9 protein-coding genes are annotated in these 18166 nt (G+C 36.2%); 4 read left to right on the top strand and 5 right to left on the bottom strand.

Annotation, left to right across the window (positions count from 1 at the left end):
* Positions 1 to 244: 244 nt before the first annotated feature.
* The 5 genes from ACLMCG_RS14505 to ACLMCG_RS14485 form a co-directional block, all read right to left on the bottom strand.
* Positions 245 to 1663, bottom strand: coding sequence for an amino acid permease (locus ACLMCG_RS14505; protein WP_413960111.1), 1419 nt, complete (start codon positions 1661 to 1663; stop codon positions 245 to 247).
* 201 nt (positions 1664 to 1864) lie between these two features.
* A complete protein-coding gene (locus ACLMCG_RS14500; protein ID WP_413960112.1) occupies positions 1865 to 2809 on the bottom strand; it encodes a hypothetical protein in 945 nt (314 codons plus the stop codon).
* A gap of 176 nt (positions 2810 to 2985) precedes the next feature.
* Positions 2986 to 3600, bottom strand: a complete 615-nt coding sequence (locus tag ACLMCG_RS14495) for a response regulator (RefSeq protein WP_413960113.1) — start codon at positions 3598 to 3600, stop codon at positions 2986 to 2988.
* Positions 3597 to 6569, bottom strand: coding sequence for a sensor histidine kinase (locus ACLMCG_RS14490; RefSeq protein WP_413960114.1), 2973 nt, complete (start codon positions 6567 to 6569; stop codon positions 3597 to 3599). The genes ACLMCG_RS14495 and ACLMCG_RS14490 overlap by 4 nt, the downstream gene beginning before the upstream one ends.
* Positions 6570 to 6858: 289 nt before the next feature.
* The gene (locus tag ACLMCG_RS14485; protein WP_223599808.1) at positions 6859 to 7152 is read right to left on the bottom strand and encodes a helix-turn-helix domain-containing protein; all 294 of its coding nucleotides are present in this window, start codon (positions 7150 to 7152) and stop codon (positions 6859 to 6861) included.
* A 184-nt stretch (positions 7153 to 7336) separates the two neighbouring features.
* On the opposite strand from ACLMCG_RS14485, the gene ccoN reads away from it, so the two are divergent.
* From ccoN to ACLMCG_RS14465, 4 genes are all read left to right on the top strand, one after another.
* Entirely contained in the window at positions 7337 to 9616 is a 2280-nt protein-coding gene (gene ccoN, locus ACLMCG_RS14480; protein WP_413960115.1) for a cytochrome-c oxidase, cbb3-type subunit I, read from the top strand.
* A 19-nt stretch (positions 9617 to 9635) separates the two neighbouring features.
* On the top strand, positions 9636 to 10523 hold the full coding sequence (locus ACLMCG_RS14475) for a cbb3-type cytochrome c oxidase N-terminal domain-containing protein (protein WP_413960116.1): 888 nt from the start codon (positions 9636 to 9638) through the stop codon (positions 10521 to 10523).
* A gap of 287 nt (positions 10524 to 10810) precedes the next feature.
* Positions 10811 to 15838, top strand: coding sequence for a translocation/assembly module TamB domain-containing protein (locus tag ACLMCG_RS14470; RefSeq protein ID WP_413960117.1), 5028 nt, complete (start codon positions 10811 to 10813; stop codon positions 15836 to 15838).
* Positions 15838 to 18165 (top strand): BamA/TamA family outer membrane protein, encoded by a 2328-nt coding sequence (locus ACLMCG_RS14465; RefSeq protein ID WP_413960118.1) that lies wholly within the window; start codon positions 15838 to 15840, stop codon positions 18163 to 18165. Before ACLMCG_RS14470 ends, ACLMCG_RS14465 begins: the two co-directional genes overlap by 1 nt.
* Position 18166: the final 1 nt, after the last annotated feature.

The raw sequence follows: 18166 nt of genomic DNA, 5'->3' as shown, positions 1-18166 counted from the left end.
TTACATTGTAAATTCATTGTTGTGATGATTTACAGGTGCAAAATTACATCCTTCAAAAAGACAAATCTTGTCCTAAATTGACATTCTTTCCAAACAGCTAAAAACATCCAGCTAGTTAAAATGATAGAAATAGAGATATATTTTGAAAATATGCCCCACTACCAATTTACAGAAATAAAAACAAAAAAGGTGAAAATCATTTAATTTTCACCTTTCCAAAACATGTTTAAATCTGTTTTATATTTTACTTCGGTTTGTACAATTTATACATAACAAACAAAAAGCCGATCCATACCGGAATCAGAATAACCTGAATTTCCATTCCTGTGATACTCATCAATCCTAAAATCAGAACCAGAAAGGCAATACAGATATAATTGGATATAGGATAAAATATAGAAGGGAATTTTGAATGAATTCCTGATGCATTTATTGACTTTTTAAACTTCAAGTGGGTGTAGCATATCATCAGCCAGTTAATGATTAAAGTAGATACTACTAAAGCCATTAAGTACTCAAAAGCTTTTTCAGGCACAAGTTTATTAATAATAATACATATCCCGGCAAAGCATGATGAAATAAGAATGGCATTGATAGGAACAGAATTTTTATTCAATTTTTTCAGGAATTTCGGGGCATTCCCTTGCTGAGCCAATCCGAAAAGCATTCTGCTGTTACTGTAAACACTACTGTTATATACTGATAAAGCCGCCGTTAAAACAATCAGGTTCAGAACATTTGCAATCAATGTATTGAACTGAATCACTTTACCAAAAAGGCTGAATTCAAGACCGTTCAGATTCTGAAACACCATTACAAACGGGCTGGATCCTTCTGTAATATCTCTCCAGGGACTTAATGAGAATAAGATCACCAAAGCTCCTACATAAAAAATAAGGATTCTATAGATCACCTGATTGGTAGCCTGTGGAATAGTTTTTTCCGGATTTTTAGCTTCAGCAGCTGTGATTCCGATAAGTTCCAATCCTCCGAAAGAGAACATAATCATGGCCATTGCAGCAAATAATCCAGAATATCCGTTTTCTGTTTTATTAAATAATCCTTTTGGGAAAAATCCACCATCATTCCATAAATTGGTAATCGTTGCTTTTTCTCCTCCTGTACCACTTATCAAAAGATATACTCCGAATATAATCATGGCTATAATAGCGACTACTTTGATGATAGAAAACCAGAACTCTGTTTCTCCGTATACCTTTACAGAAGCAAGATTAAGTGCATTAATTACAATAAAAAAGAACAAGCTGGAAACCCAAAGCGGTATATCCGGCCACCAAAAGTGAATATAATGTCCGATTGCCGTGAGTTCGGCCATACTTACCAGGATATAGAGAATCCAGTAGTTCCATCCGGAAGCAAATCCAGGGAAATTTCCCCAATATTTGTAGGCAAAGTGGCTAAAACTTCCTGATACGGGTTCCTGAACAACCATTTCACCAAGCTGACGCATAATAAAAAAGGCAATGATTCCGGCTAGAGCATAGCCTAAAATTACTGATGGTCCTGCCAATACTGCAGCCGGCCCGATTCCCAGAAATAAGCCGGTTCCTATGGCACCTCCAAGGGCTATTAATTGAATATGTCGGTTTGTTAATCCTCTAACTAAAGTCTCCTTTTCTCCTGTTTTATTTTCGTTGCTCATTGAATGAATTATTCGGTCGCTAAATATATAAAAACTTTTCAGAGAAATTCACATTCCATGGGGTAAATTGACAATTCACCCTTCTTCAAACCGGAAAGCCCCTTTCTATTTATACCTTTGCTGGTAAAATGTAAAATATAATTACAAAAAGCGACCTTAATCTATCGATCAAGACCGCTTTTCCACAGTATCAATATTATTTTAATTCGCTATTTTGTATCCGAACATCGTACTTGTCACAACTTCGTACTTGTTACCAGAAGACACTCCCGCTACAGAAGCCATACTTACCGTTTCTCCTGCATTAAGATAAGCCATACATGAGATACTCGAACCAAAAACCCTCGTTACGGTAGGTTGATAAGACTGAACTAATATACTTCCCACATTACCCGGAGCATAATTTTTTATCAGGTAAAGTACTGTCCAGGTAAAATTCGGATTTCCTGCCACATTTCCATTGTCAAACTGTGTAGACCCCTGAATCACATAATATCCAGCATTGGGTGCTGTAAAAGCTCCTGTAGAGGTATTGAGTACATTTCCTTTATTAAGAACTGTACCCTGAGGATAAGTAATCGCTGTTCTTATCCATGGATCAGAGGGAGTGGCAGTAGCATCGCACATTTGCCGGGTCGTAGTAGACACAGCTGAAAACGGATAAGTAGATTCTGCAGAAGGAATACTGTTGGAACTAGAAAGCAGTACCAGTTCCCATGTTGTACCGGTAGTGGTTCCTTTATTGACCAAAAATGCATAATATCCGGGAGGGACCGTAATGGCAGAAACACCCAGCCCGGTTCCGTTCTGATCATCAATCAGTTCTAATCCATTAGCTGAAACAGTAAGTATTTTTGCTCCGGTATTTTTGAAGTGATAAGTACGTCCGGAAAAATTACCCGCACCACTGATGGCTGCCGGCAAAGCTAATGTTCCATCGGCAGTTCCGTTATAAGCAACATAGTAATCATTAGCTCCTACCGCACCACTTGTGCCAACTATTTTGTAGGTGGCAGCAAATGAACCATTGACAGTAAGGGTACTGCCGGGATTTGCAGTATTAATCCCCACATTACCTACCTGGGATTTTACCAGAACACCATTTAAACCAGCCAGTAAGGCCATGAAAAGCATCTTTTTTTTCATAAACAAATACGTATTTTTAGAATCTAAGGGGCCTGAATAATATCCATTACCTTCAGTTATTTAATGGAATTTTTCGCAATACGAACCTACTGCAAAAAACAAGTAAATAAAGAACAGATTCTGTACGCATTTTTCCACAAAACTGTAGCGGCTTTATGACAAGAACAGGTGAGAAATTAATGTATTTCGTTATAAATATCAAGCAATTCAACCAGATTGGTAATCTTCAGTTTCTGATATACCCGTCTTTTGTAGGTACCCACAGTAGATTCTTCAATATTAAGGGCATTCGCTATTTCAAGATTTCCGTTTCCTTTTGCAAGAAGATTAAAAATCTGCATCTCTCGTTCAGATAAATTTTCGACGGCATTTCTCTTTCTATTTCCTTTCAGCAGTTCATTCGTGATCTCAGGAGTATAATAATATCCATCTTTAAAAAGAGCTTCAATAGCTTTAACAAAATGATCCGGGTCGCTTTGCTTGTTCAAAAAGCCGTTCGCACCTTCTTCAATATACTGCAGGGCAATATTTTCTTTGTAGGAGGTAAATATTAAGATAAGAGTATCTTCAGAGATCTTTTTGATCTCTTTGACCATAGATTTTAGAATGCTTCCCGGAAGTTCGATATCAAGAATAACAAGGTCATATTTTTCAGATTCAATTTTGTTTTTTGCTTCTCCGTAGGTTTCTGCAAAATCGATTTCAAAATGATTAAAATTTTTCTCCAGGATCATAGCTGTCCCGATTCTTACCACATGATGGTCATCTGCAATGAGTATTTTTTTTGTCATATTTTAATAAGGATTTTAATAATGGTTCCTTTAGGTGTATTTCTATGAAAAGTCATTTCGGAATTAATTTTCATCATCAGTTGAACAACCATGTGAAGACCTAACCCATAATTTTTAAAAACCATGTGTTCGCTGTCTTTTGTCTTAAAAAGTTCGGAATAGTAAACCCGTTGTTCATCAGACATCCCGCTGCCCGTATCTGTGATGCTGATTTCTATATGTGATTCTGTGGAGCCCGATATGATTGTAATTTCCCCATTTGAAGTATTTTTCACTGCATTATCGATGATATTATGAAAAACCGCAAGGAGAATATTTTTATTAAGCCTGCTCTTCAGTTGATGATCACAAAAATTATATATAAATGTATTTTTCCTTGCTGCTATTTCTTCAAATAACAACCTTTTAGTTTCAATCAGATCATAGATTGAACATTCTTCATCTGTTGTATTTCCCTGCTTGTATAGTTCTGTGTATTCTTTGAGACTTAATGTAAATTTATACAGCTGCTCCGAGGTTTTGTAAATGCTGTCAAAATATTTTTTCTGGGTCTTCAGATCTACTGACTGATTAAGCTCCTGTGAAAGAAGTGCAATAAATTTAACCGGTGTTGTAATATCATGGCTTATACTTTCTACCAGTTTTTTTTGATAATCGGATTCATTTTTCAGTTTATTATTGGTTTCCAGCAATTCTTTATCTTTATGCAACAGTGTATTTTTCAGCGCTTTATTTTTCAATCTTAAAAAATTGGTTCTCATCTGTACAATTCCTAAAACGATGAAAACAGCAATACCTGCAATCAGGATTTTAAAAAGAACAGTTTGATAAAAATAGGCTTCCACTTCTACAGGAATTGTTTTATAAACGAATTTTCCGGTTTCTGAAGATAAAAACCGAACCCAAAGAGTATAATTTCCAGGGTCTATATTGGCCAGCCTAAATGTTTTATCATTTTTAATAGTAATCCATGAGCCATCCTCATTATCTGAAAGCTTTGCCTGCAGATAGATATTTTCCAGATCGGAATAGTAAGGAATATCAATATAGAGTTCTGCATTTTTATAACCACATTCAAGAAAAAGTTTGTTGTTCAGTTGAATCATTTTCCCTTTTATTCTTGCTCTTTCCAGATAGATACTTTCAGACTTCGGATAATAGGTTTTTACATTTTCCGGATTAAAAAATACAAACCCCTCCATGGACGGAAATACAAATTGCCCATCTTTCAGCTTATGAGCACAGGGATTGGCACTTCCGTTGAATTCATTATTTAAAAGACCTTGTTTTTTGGTATAACGATAATAAGTGATCACTCCCTTCATCGTTTTCATGTACTGCAGAAGAGTATTTTTATTGACTTTAAACAGTCCGTTATCAGAAGAGATCCATAAATTGGAATGTTGATCTTCCAACAGATAATGAGCATTAGCCAGAAAATTATTTTTATCGGAAGGAACTCTTACAGCTTTCTGAGCTTTTATTAAATAAATACCTCTGTTGTAAGTAGTAAACCAGGTATTCCCGTCTTTTGTCCTGATAATTTGCTTTACAGGAAGACCTTTTCCAATCTGCTTTACCATCCTTTTCAAAGGAAGAGAATACACGTAAATTCCTCCACTGCTTCCCAGATAAAGAAGGTCTTTATCATATCTGAACACCGCATCTATATTATCTTCACATGGAATAATTCTTTCAATTTTTTTAAAATTATCATGACTAAACAGATACAGATAAAACTGATTTTTATCTACGATGGATGCAATATAAAGATCTCCATTTTTATAAAGCCCATCAATCTCTTTGTCTTTAAAAGCAATGGAATCATATTTTGTAAATCTGGTATTCTTATACCGTACATGAATAGAATTATTTTCCCGGTATATCAGATTTCCCGCATTATCTTCAAAGATATATCTCTTATCATAAGATTGAGGGGCAAAAAATAATCTTTCTGAAGTATTACGGGAATACTTTATTCCCTCCTGCGTCAAGACAGAATTATCCCCGTAAGAAGTTGCTGCATAGCAGACCTCATCCTGATAAGACAAATTTTTCCTGGAAACTGAAAAATCTGATAAGCTCAATATCTTTAGTCCATTAATAGAACTTCCGATATATAGTTTTCTTGCAGTATCATCATAATACATAGCTCCTGAGATATCTTTATCAATATCCTTGTATTCTAATAAAAAAGTGAGTTTTAGTTTACCTCCAGAGTATTCACTTCTGTATATTTTACCATGGTGAATCATAAAAACCTGTCCGGAAATCTGCTGCCAGTACATTCTGGTTTCAGGGTCTGTATAGATAGAAGGAGCTTCTATTTCTGACAATATACCTCTGTACAATTGGAGTATTTTCTTTCTGACCGGATCACTGATGAGTACATATTCACCATGAACAAATATTCTTTTTAACCGGTCATAAGAAAACCCATCAGCAACTAAAGTTCTTTTCTTGCTTTTTTTATCAACGTAAACAATATTATTATTTTCAAAGTAATATTTTCCTTCATCCAACTGAACATAATAGGAATTTATATAATAAGAAATATATCTGGCAGTGATATTATTCCTTACAATTCTTTTATAGATCTTACTTTTCAAAGCACCTCCGTACTCAAATGTGTTATTAGCCGCTATCACATCCGGTCGGCGGCGGGAAATCAGAAGAACTTTTTTTTCAGAAATATTGAAAACGGAAATACTGTCTTTTTTTATATTGCCATAGAAATCTCCAAAACTTAAATTTTTAAGTTTAAAATTATTATACTGTACAAAGTTACTCCCGTCATATCTCAGAACCCTGCCTTCCATAGACAGCCAGATGAATCCATATTTATCTTTTACAATATCTTTGATACTGTTTTGAGGGAGACCGTTATCCATGTTATACCATTGAGTGGTATAGTTTTGACCGTTGATGCATAAAGAAAGTAAGAGTGAAATAAAGTAAAGTAGCTTCATTCAGTGGCCAGCGTTAGATTTATGACAAATATATTATAGAAAATTAAATTTAATGTAAAGATTTATCCACAATTATGTGAATTTTTTTCTACATAATTATTTATTAATAATTTATTGATTATAATAAATTTGAAAATCCAAATATTTGTTCCCTCATCAATGCCATGATCATCAGGCACACTAGAAACACAGCTCTTTTTTGAGCAAAAAATATGATCTTCTTCGATAGCTGAAGGAGATCATTATTTTATGATTGTTAAAAATTAAATGTAATATAAAAGGGTACTGTCTACAAAAACTCTTTCGGAATTGAAATATTATTCTTTTTCATATACTCCAAAAGATCCTGGTATTTATCTTCATATGTATCTATTCCACATTTATGCGAAATGCTACAGATATCGGATGGCTTGATGTCTAAAATAGTTGATATTTTAGTCAGTATCTCCAGATTAATTTTCACCTTGGAGTTTTCAATATCGGAATAAGCTTTTTGGGAGATTCCCATTTCAAAAGCCATGTATTCCTGTGTAAGGTCTTTACTCCTACGGATTTTCCTGATATTTTGTCCACATACTTTCATCGTTTTTGTTTTAGTAGTTTTCGGTATATTTTAGAAGATTATCTAATAGCCTCTAACAAAGTTAATAAATACCTTTGGCAAAACATTATACACGTTACATGATATTTATTTTCAACATAGAAAAGAGTCAAAAATAAGCCTTTTTTCAGAGAAAATATCACTTCGGTAAACACTATTGGAATTTATGGAGACGCAAAAATTTAATTATGACAATAATATTGTCAGAGCATTCCTCTATGCCACCATCGCATTTGGACTTGTAGGATTTCTGCTGGGGCTTACAGCTGCATTGATGCTTTTTTATCCTGAATTACCTGAATTTTTATTCGGTACGGATGATACAACTATTAAAAGCTTAGCTTCAGGCAATATTCAGGGACTGATTAATACTCAGGGAGCAATGGGCTTCGGAAGAATCAGAATGCTTCATACCAGTGCGGTAATTTTTGCTTTCGTATGTAATTCCTTTTTCTGTGGTGCTTACTACAGTATGCAAAGACTTCTTAAAACCAGAATGTATAGTGATACGCTATCATGGATCCATTTCTGGTCATGGCAGATTATGATTATCAGTGTAGTGATTACATTCCTTATGGGAATCAATACATCTAAAGAATACGCTGAACATGAATGGCCGATTGACATTTTAATTGCATTCTCATGGATCGTTTTCGGAATCAATATGTTCGGAACTATTGCCAGGAGAAGAGTGAGACATTTATATGTAGCCATCTGGTTCTATCTTGCAACCTGGATTGCTGTGGCAATGCTTCACATCTTCAATAATCTGGAAGTTCCGTTATCTTTCACAAGCTGGAAATCTTATTCTGTATATGCAGGTGTAAAAGATGCATTAGTACAATGGTGGTATGGGCATAATGCAGTAGCATTTGTTTTAACGACCCCTGTATTAGGCCTGATGTATTACTTTATGCCAAAAGCAGCACAACGACCGGTATTCTCATACAAGTTATCCATCATTCACTTCTGGTCGCTGATCTTTGTATACCTTTGGGCCGGGCCTCACCACCTGCAATATACAGCTTTACCTGCCTGGGCTCAGGCGGTAGGAACAGGATTCTCTATTATGCTTATTGCACCGTCATGGGGAGGAATGCTGAATGGTCTTCTAACCTTAAGAGGGGCATGGGATAAAGTAAGAGAAAATCCGATTCTGAAATTCTTTGTAGTTGCTATTACCTGTTATGGTATGGCTACTTTCGAAGGACCTTTATTGGCAACAAAATCATTAAATAAAATTGGTCACTATACCGACTGGGTTATTGGTCACGTACACTTAGGAGCTCTTGGATGGAATGGTTTCATGGCATTCGGAGTGGTATATTATCTGGTTCCGATCATGTGGAGAACATCTCTTTGGTCTAAAAAACTGGCCAACTGGCACTTCTGGCTGGGAACATTAGGAATTATCTTCTATGCCGTTCCTATGTATATTTCAGGATTCACACAGGGATTGATGTGGAAACAATTCAACCCGGACGGAACTTTATTGTGGAAAAACTGGCTGGATACAGTAACTGCGATCATTCCTTACTTTAAAATGAGATTCTTAGGAGGTATTCTTTATCTGTCAGGAGCAATTTTAATGGTTATTAACGTTATCAAAACGGTTAAAGCCGGTTCATTTCAGAAAGAAGTTCCTGCAGAAGCTCCTGCATTAGCCAATATCGGAAGCACAAGAAAAGAAGGCGAAGGCGTACACCTTTGGTTGGAAAGAACTCCTACTCTCCTTTCTATATTAGCTTTTATCACAATCGCTATTGGTGGATTGGTGGAAATTGTTCCGACACTTTCACTGAAGCAAAGTGTTCCCACGATCACAGCAGTAAAGCCATATACTCCACTGGAACTGGAAGGAAGAGATCTTTATATTCGTGAAGGCTGTAATTCATGCCACTCTCAGATGATCAGACCTTTCCGTGATGAAGTGGTAAGATTTGAAGGAAAAAACGGACAGTATTCCAAAGCCGGAGAATTTATTTATGACAGACCCTTCTTATGGGGATCTAAAAGAACTGGACCGGATCTTCACAGAGAAGGAGGAAGAAACCCAGATTCTTGGCACTTTAAACATATGTACAACCCAAGAATTACGTCTGCAGGTTCTATCATGCCACGTTTCCCATGGCTGATTACCAATAAACTGGACCGCAATCAGATGGTGGATAAAATGAAACTGATGAAAAATGCTTTCGATGTTCCTTACACAAAAGCTCAGATAGATTCTGCCAACCAATGGGCAGACAACCAGTCAAAAGCGATTGTACAGAGAATATATTCTGAAGCAACGGATGTAAAAGATCAGATGGTAAAAGAAAAAACAGCAAAAGGATCTGCGTATGTACCTCTTGAACAGAGAGAAATTGTAGCCATGATCGCGTACCTGCAAAGATTAGGTACCGACATTAAAACAACACAGGTACAAACTGCCAGCGTAGAGTAACATTTAAAATTGAATTGCAATGAAAACGAGAACCCCAATTTCAATATATATCGCAGCAACGATAGGTTTAACGATCATGGCCTTTGAAATGTTCGCCAGTGATTCAGGATATTTTTCTTCTCCTTTTTTCTGGGCGTTGATATTAATCGCCATTCTCCTCCTGCTGATCATGAATTCAATTGGAGATCTGGTGGAAAATGAAAATTTCAACCGATTATCAGAGGAAGATAAAAAACAATATCTGGCAGAAAAAAATGTTCCTTATTATCAGAAATTATGGAATTCGGCCTTCAAAAAACAATCCGTTACGGAAGAAAAAGATATTCTTATCGACCATGGTTTTGACGGAATTACAGAGCTTGACAACTCACTTCCGAAATGGTGGATCGGTTTATTCTGGTTCGGATGTATCTTCTGCGTAGTTTATCTGGTAGCCTTTTCTTTCACAGATTACGCCCATCCGGAAGCAGAATATACCAAAGAAGCAAAAACCATGTTGGCATCTATTGAAGAGTATGAAAAAACAGCTCCTCAGATCAATCTGGAATCTGCAAAATACAGTGCTGATAATATCGCAGAAGGCCAGGAACTTTTCAAAACAAATTGTGTTACCTGCCATGGAGACGGAGGAAAAGGAGGAATAGGCCCGAACCTTACTGATACGCACTGGATCAACATAAAAGAAAAAAGTTTATTTAAAAATGTATTCTGGATGCTTGAAAACGGTTCTCCAAATAATCCTACCATGAGACCTTTCATCAAGGAAGGAACCATCACAGGAAGAGATGCCGAAAAGATTGCCGCTTACATTTACCATATCAACCAGGAAACCGCTCCTATTACAGCCGCACAAGGTGGTGCCGCTCCACAGGGAGAAGAGGTAAAATGGGAAAACGGAAACAACTAAAAAATTATTATCTATCATATAAACCATGCCAAGCCCCCTTTTCTACACTAACATTTGAATTTCATTTTTGCTAACTAACCTTTTCAACATTAAAAATGATATAAAGGGGGCTTTTTAAAAATAAATATCCATGCCTTGGTTCGTCTTACTCAACTATTCACTTGACAACTACAAACTAAAAATTCCATAATAAGACAGTCAAGGCAGGATTTTTGCATTTGCAAAGGATACCACAACAAAGACTAAATAAAATAGTATTATTATCTTTGTTAGAAACCACCTCGCATTTGAAACTGAAAATCAACACCACAAAAATTTTAAGGCGTATTGCAATAACCTTTATTTCAATATTGGTTTTTCTTACCCTGTTGATATTAAGCTTAAGGCTTCCTGCCGTTCAAAATTTCATTAAAGACAAGCTTATTGTTTACCTTGAGAAAAAAATCAAAACTAAGGTAAGCCTTGAAAAAGTTTACATCGGATTTCCCAACAGTCTTGTCATGGAAAATCTTTATCTCAAAGGACAGGATGTAGACACCCTTCTGGCAGTGAAGAAACTGGATGTTGGTTTACATATGCTCAAGCTCCTCAATTCTACAGCAGACATTACTTCAGTCAGCATGGAAGGTGCCCGTGCCAATGTTGTACGGAAACCGGATGGCAAATTCAATTTCAATTATATCATTGATGCTTTCGCAACCAGCGACAAAGAAGAAAGTTCTTCAAAGCCATTCATTATTTCTCTTGATAAAATCAATTTAAAAGATATTGGGGTAACCTTCAATGACCAACAATCCAGGAATGATATTAAACTATATTTTAAGTCTTTCGATACCAGAGTAAAAACTTTTGATCTTAATAAAAACAATTACGCCGTTAATGATATCAATCTTGACGGATTAAAATTAAAGCTAAAACAGGGACTTGTAGAAGAAGTTGCCCAAAAGGTTGAGAAAAAAGTAGACTCTCTTAATGAAAAGAAACCAATGAATATTGGATTGAGAGGTATTAAGCTTACTCATTTCGATGTTGACTACGGTGATGAAAATACTAAAACATTTGCAAAAGTAATCTTCACAGAACTGAGCACAAAGGTCAATAAACTGGATCTGGAAAATAATGCTTTCAACGTAGCGAATGTATTTCTTTCCGGAGCAGACATTAATGCCAATCTTTATCTTCCTGCTCAGAATGCCAATCCGAAAAAGACCAAAGAACCTGAAGTTTCCAAAGTTTCCGATCAGGATAAAGCAATGAAACTTCTTTTAGGAAAGCTTGTTTTAAATGATGTAAAGGTAAATTATAACAATACCGCTATTGCCCCAACTAAACAGGGAATGGACTTCAACCACCTGAATTTTTCAAAAATGAATGTGGAGGTGAGAAGTTTCAAAATGGAGAATAACACCTTTGCAGGAACAGTAAATTCTGCAGAAATCAAAGAAGGAAGAGGATTGGATATTCAGAAATTCAATACGGATTTCGTGTATGCAGAAAAGGAGGCTTATCTCAAAGACCTTTATCTTCAAACTCCAAAAACAATATTGCGCGATGAGGTTATTTTAAACTACAACTCCATCGATCAACTAAGTTCAAACTTAGGTGCTGTGAAGATTTCGGCCAATATCAAAGATTCAAAAATAGGATTCTCTGACATTTTGAATCTGGTTCCAACGTTAAGAAATACAGTTCCATTTAATAAATATCCAAATGCTATTCTCAATGTAAATGCGAATGTAAAAGGAAGCGTGAATGATCTTTTAATTCAGGATCTTAAAGTTTCCGGGCTGGATCAGTTAAGGGTAATGGCATCCGGAAAAATTAAAAATGCGATGAATCCTGATCAGTTGTATTACGATCTGAGAATCGGAGAATTTTCTTCCAGTGCCAAAACGATATTCAATCTTGTCCCGAAAAATACAATTCCTTCCAATATTTCTCTTCCTTCCCATTTCAGTATCAAGGGAAATGCAAAAGGAACAACTAAAGTAGTAAATACAGATCTTAACCTCTACTCTACACTCGGAAATGCAGCCATCATCGCACAAGTAGATATGCGGAAGAAAAATCATGAGTTATATGATATAAAAGCAAATCTTCAGGGTATACAGGTAGGAAAAATTATTCAGAATAAAGATATTGGTCCTGTCACGGCACAGATTGCAGCAAAAGGCGAAAGTTTTGATTTTAAAAATGCCAATGCTGATTTAAAAGGACATGTTGCCTCAGCGGTCTACAAAGGATACCGTTATCAAAATATGAATCTTACCGGAAAGATCAACAAAGGGGCTTATCATGTTATTTTAGATTCAAAAGATCCGAATGCCAGTTTACAGTTGACCGCTTCCGGAGTATATGATGAAAAAAATCCTACTGTAAAAGTAAATGGAGAAGTCATCAAGCTGGATGTCAACAAGCTTGGTTTCTATGAAAAACCGATGATCATTGCCGGAAAAATTGATGGTGATTTTACAAGTCTGGATCCGAATAATCTGAACGGATATTTAAACCTTAAAGATTTTGCATTTTCAGACACCAAAGAAGTATATCCTGTACAGGAAGTCAATCTGAAGGCTTCTTCCACTCAGGATTCTACCCAGATTATTTTCAATTCTCAGGTGGCAGATGTGGAGCTGAAAGGTAAATATAAACTTACCCAGGTTTTTGGAGCATTAACGCAAACGGTCAATCAGTATTATCAATTCCAGAAGCCGGATAAAAGTCAGAAAATTGATCCGGGACAGCATTTTAATTTTACTGCAAAGATTAAAAATGATGATCTGATCAGAAAATTTGTTCCGGATCTGAAAGATTTTGAAACCATTAATCTGGCAGGAAATTATGATGCAGATTCTCAGAAAATTGAAATTGACGGACAGATTCCGCGATTATTATATGGCGAAAACTCTATTGAAAAAGGAGCTTTAAAAGTAACGAATGAAAATCAGGCATTACAGTACAGCCTGAATGTTGCGGCACTGAAAAGCTCAAGTTTTTCTTTAAATAAAATCAATATTGACGGTGATGTTGCTGACAATACCATCCGCTACAACGTTACCACAAAGGATGAAAAAGACGCTACGCAATTCCTGATTGCCGGAAGTGCAAAATCCTTAAATGATATTACTGAAGTTTCTCTGAACCCGAATGGCTTAAAACTAAACTATACGGATTGGAACGTGGCTGAAAACAACAAAATCCAGATCAGCAATAAAGGAATTCTGGCTGATAATTTTATCCTATCCAATGGAAATAGTGAAATTGCTGTTCAGTCTGAAACCAACAGTCCAAGCAGTCCTTTGAATATTTCGTTGAAAGATTTCAAGATTGAAACCATTACAGAACTTATTAAAAAAGACACGGTTCTGGCAAGAGGAACTATTAATGGAACAGCACAACTTCGAGATGTTACTAAAAATATGACCTTCACTTCGGACCTTAATATTTCTGATTTAATCGTCTATGGAAGTCCTGTCGGAAATCTTGCAGTAAAAGTAAACAATGCTTCACCGAAGGTTTTAAATGCTGATATTGCGCTTTCCGGAAATAATAATGATGTAAAAATTCTGGGAGATTATAACACCTCATCCAGTACTTTCGATCTGAATATGGCGATCAATCAGATTCAGATGAAGAGTATTCAAGGGTTTTCTATGAATGCAATTACCAATACGGAAGGTTATCTTTCAGGAAATTTAAAGATTACAGGAACTACTGATAAGCCTAATATTTTAGGAAAAGTAAAATTCAATGATGCCGGATTGGAAATTGCCAAAACCGGAAGTGATTTCAGACATCTGAGTGATGAAATAGATTTTACGAGCCAGGGAATAGAATTTGATAAATTTAAAATTAAAGATAAAGACGGAAATGCTCTTGTAGTAGATGGACAGGTTCTGACGCAGACGTACAGAGATTTCGCCTTTAACCTGAATGTGAATGCTAAAGACTTTAAAGTAGTCAATTCAGAAAAGTCTAATGATGCCATGATGTATGGTGTTCTTGCTATTGATGCAGGTCTTCATATCCGCGGAAACCTTGATCTTCCTAAAGTAGACGGAAGATTAAGCGTGGCAGACAATACAGATTTCACTTTTGTTCTTCCTCAATCCAGCCCTACTTTACAGGAAAGAGATGGTATTGTAGAATTTGTGGATCAGGATCAGGTGGTTTTGAACAAAACAATCAAAGCAGATTCTCTTAATGCACAAAGCCGTATTAAAGGGATGGATGTGAGTGTTAATATTGAAGTCAGCAAAGAAGCAAAACTGTCTCTGATTATTGATAAAGCCAATGGTGATTTTGTACAGCTTCAGGGTGAAGCAGAATTAACAGGAGGAATAGACCCGTCAGGAAAAACCACATTGGTAGGAGTGTATGAAGTGGAAAAAGGTAGTTATGATCTTTCGGTGAGTTTCCTGAAACGTAAATTTGACATCCAGAAAGGCAGTACCATCACATGGACCGGTGAGCCTACAACGGCTCAAATGGATATTACCGCCGTTTATAAAACAGAAGCTCCTCCTATTGACCTTGTGGAACAGCAGATCAGTGGAGAAAGTGCTTCAACATTGAATCAGTTTAAGCAGAGAGTTCCTTTCAATGCTTTATTAAAAATGAAAGGGGAATTATTGAAACCTCAGCTTACTTTTGATATTACTACAGATGAAAAAAATAATTCTGTTTCTACTAATGTAAAAGATGTTGTAGATCAGAAGCTTGCCCAGATCAGAACTCAGGAGTCTGAGCTGAATAAGCAGGTGTTTGCATTACTTCTTCTGAACCGTTTTATCGGAGAAAATCCTTTTGAAAGCGGAGCGGGAATGTCTGCAGAGACCATGGCAAGACAGAGTGTGAGTAAGATTCTTTCTCAACAGTTAAATAATCTTGCGGCAGGTCTGATCAAAGGGGTAGATCTTAATTTTGGTCTTGATTCTTCAGAAGATTATTCCAGCGGAGAAAAAAATACCCGAACTGACCTGAATGTGGATATCAGTAAAAAATTATTGAACGACCGACTGAAAGTAACGGTAGGAAGTAATTTCGGACTGGAAGGTCAGGCCCGTCAGAATGAAAATATGACGAATATTGCGGGTAACGTTTCCGTAGATTACAGTCTTTCTAAAGATGGAAGATATATGCTGCGAGCTTATCGTAAGGATGAATATCAGGTAGCTCTTCAGGGGCAGATCATAGAAACCGGAGTTGGATTTATCATTACATTGGATTATGACAAGTTCCGGGAGATTTTCCAGAAATCTAAAGAGAAGAAGCCGAAAAAAAATCAAAATAACCAAGTGGTAGAATTTAAATAATGAGTAATAAGTTCCATATATATTGTAAGTATCTGTTGGTTTCCGGAATGGCATCCACTTTGGTCTCGTGCAGTAATACAAGGTTTTTGAAAGAAGGTCAGATGCTTTACACGGGAGCCAAAGTAAAGATTGAAAATGATACAATTTCTAAAAAAGAAAAGAAAGACCTTCAGTCAGCATTAGAAGCCAATCTTACTCCAAAGCCCAATTCTACTTTTTTAGGATTGCGTCCCAAGTTGTATTTTTATAATATTGCCAAAGAACCGAAAAAAGATAAAGGTTTTAATTACTGGCTTAAATATAAAGTGGGTGAAAAACCTGTATTATTAGGCGATGTAGATCGTGAATTCAATAAAGACATTATTGTAAATTATTCTGAAAATAAAGGATATTTCAATGCTAAAGCCACTTATGATACCGTTTCAAAGAATAAAAAAGCCCAGGTTATTTATACGGTAAGACCGGGTTCAAGATATTTGATTGACGGAGTAAAATTCCAGAAAGATTCTACGCTGGTTAATCGGGAAATTCAAAACTTTACTGATAGAACCCTTCTTAAAAACGGAAGGCCATTTGACCTTGATGTCATCAAAGCAGAAAGAGAAAGAATTGACAACAGGTTAAAAGAAAGAGGTTTTTATTATTTCCATCCTGATAACATTATTGTACAGGCCGACAGTACGGTGAGCAAAAATCATAAGGTTGAGCTTAATGTAAAACTGAAAGACAATACCCCTGATTTAGCAACTCAACAGTTTAGTATTGATAATGTTATTGTATTTCCCAATTACAACATTCAGGATGTAAAAGATGGAAAATACAGCATTCCGATGGATAAAGATTCTCTTTCTAAATATCGTTTCGACGACATTTACGTCATTGATCCTCAACATAAGTTTAAACCGAAAATTTTTGACAGAGCACTATATTTCAAAAAAGGAGATCTTTATAACCGTTCCAATCATAATCTGACCCTGAACCGACTCATCAGTCTGGGCGTATTCAAATTTGTAAAGAATGAGTTCATCGTATCTGACTCTTTAAGCCATAAATTTGATGCCTATTATCTATTAACCCCAAGACAAGTTCAATCGCTCCGTCTGGAAGCTTTGGGAAGAACCAACTCTGCCAACTATGCAGGTAGTGAGCTGAACCTCAACTGGACGCATAGAAATTTCTTCAGAGGTGCAGAACAATTTAAAGCATCCATCTACGGAGCTTTTGATTTCCAGATGGGAGGTGCGCAAAACGCCAATAATATTTTCCGTGCAGGAACAAATGTGCAGCTTTCGATCCCGAGAATTGTGGCACCATTCCGTTTTCATTCTTCCAGTGAATTTGTTCCCAGAACCAATATTAGTTTGGGATATGAATTCCAGAACAGAACACAATTTTATACTCTTAATAATTTCACCGGATCATTCGGATATGTGTGGAAAGAAAATGCGAGGAAAGAACATGATCTGAAAGTCATTGATATTACATTGGTATCGCCAGCAAATGTTACAGATGAATATTATGCTAAATCTATCAATAATCCTGCTATGCGACGAATTGTCGATAAGCAGCTAATTTTCGGCCCTACCTATTCTTACACATATACCAATACCATGCTGCCAAGAACCAATACCTTTTATTATAAAGGAACGCTTGATCTTGCAGGAAATATCACAGGATTGGTTACCGGAGCTGATGTAAAAAAAGATAAGGAAAAGAAAATATTCGGTATTCCTTTCAGCCAGTACGTAAAAATTGAAAACGATGTTAGGTTCTATCATAAGTTTACTGAAAAATCTTCTCTGGCTACGAGATTTATCGGAGGAATCGCTTATCCCTATGGAAACTCAGAATTTATTCCTTTCTCCAAGCAATTTTTCTCAGGAGGAAGCAACAGTATCAGAGCATTCCGTGCAAGAACATTAGGACCTGGAAGTTTTGATCCGAGAACCCTTGATGAAGGTACTTATTTTGATCAATCCGGGGATGTTAAGCTGGAATTGAATGCAGAATACCGCGCCAATCTTTATAAATTTTTAAATGCAGCTGTTTTTGTAGATGCCGGAAATATCTGGCTGCTTCATGACGATGAAAACAGACCGGGAGCAAAGTTTTCAAAAAACTTTTTAAATGAAATTGCGGTGGGAGCCGGAGTAGGTCTGAGACTGGATTTTTCTATCCTGATCTTAAGACTTGATCTTGCCATGCCACTGAGAGTTCCTTATTATGAAAAAGGGGACAGATGGGCCTTCGATAAAATTAATTTCGGAGACTCTAACTGGAGAAAAGATAATCTTGTTTTAAATATTGCCATCGGATATCCTTTTTAAT

The sequence above is a fragment of the Chryseobacterium sp. S90 genome, assembly GCF_047444895.1.
In the GTDB taxonomy this organism is placed as follows: Bacteria; Bacteroidota; Bacteroidia; order Flavobacteriales; family Weeksellaceae; genus Chryseobacterium.
Note: the sequence above shows the minus strand (reverse complement) of the source record. Positions and strands in the feature narration are given on the sequence as shown.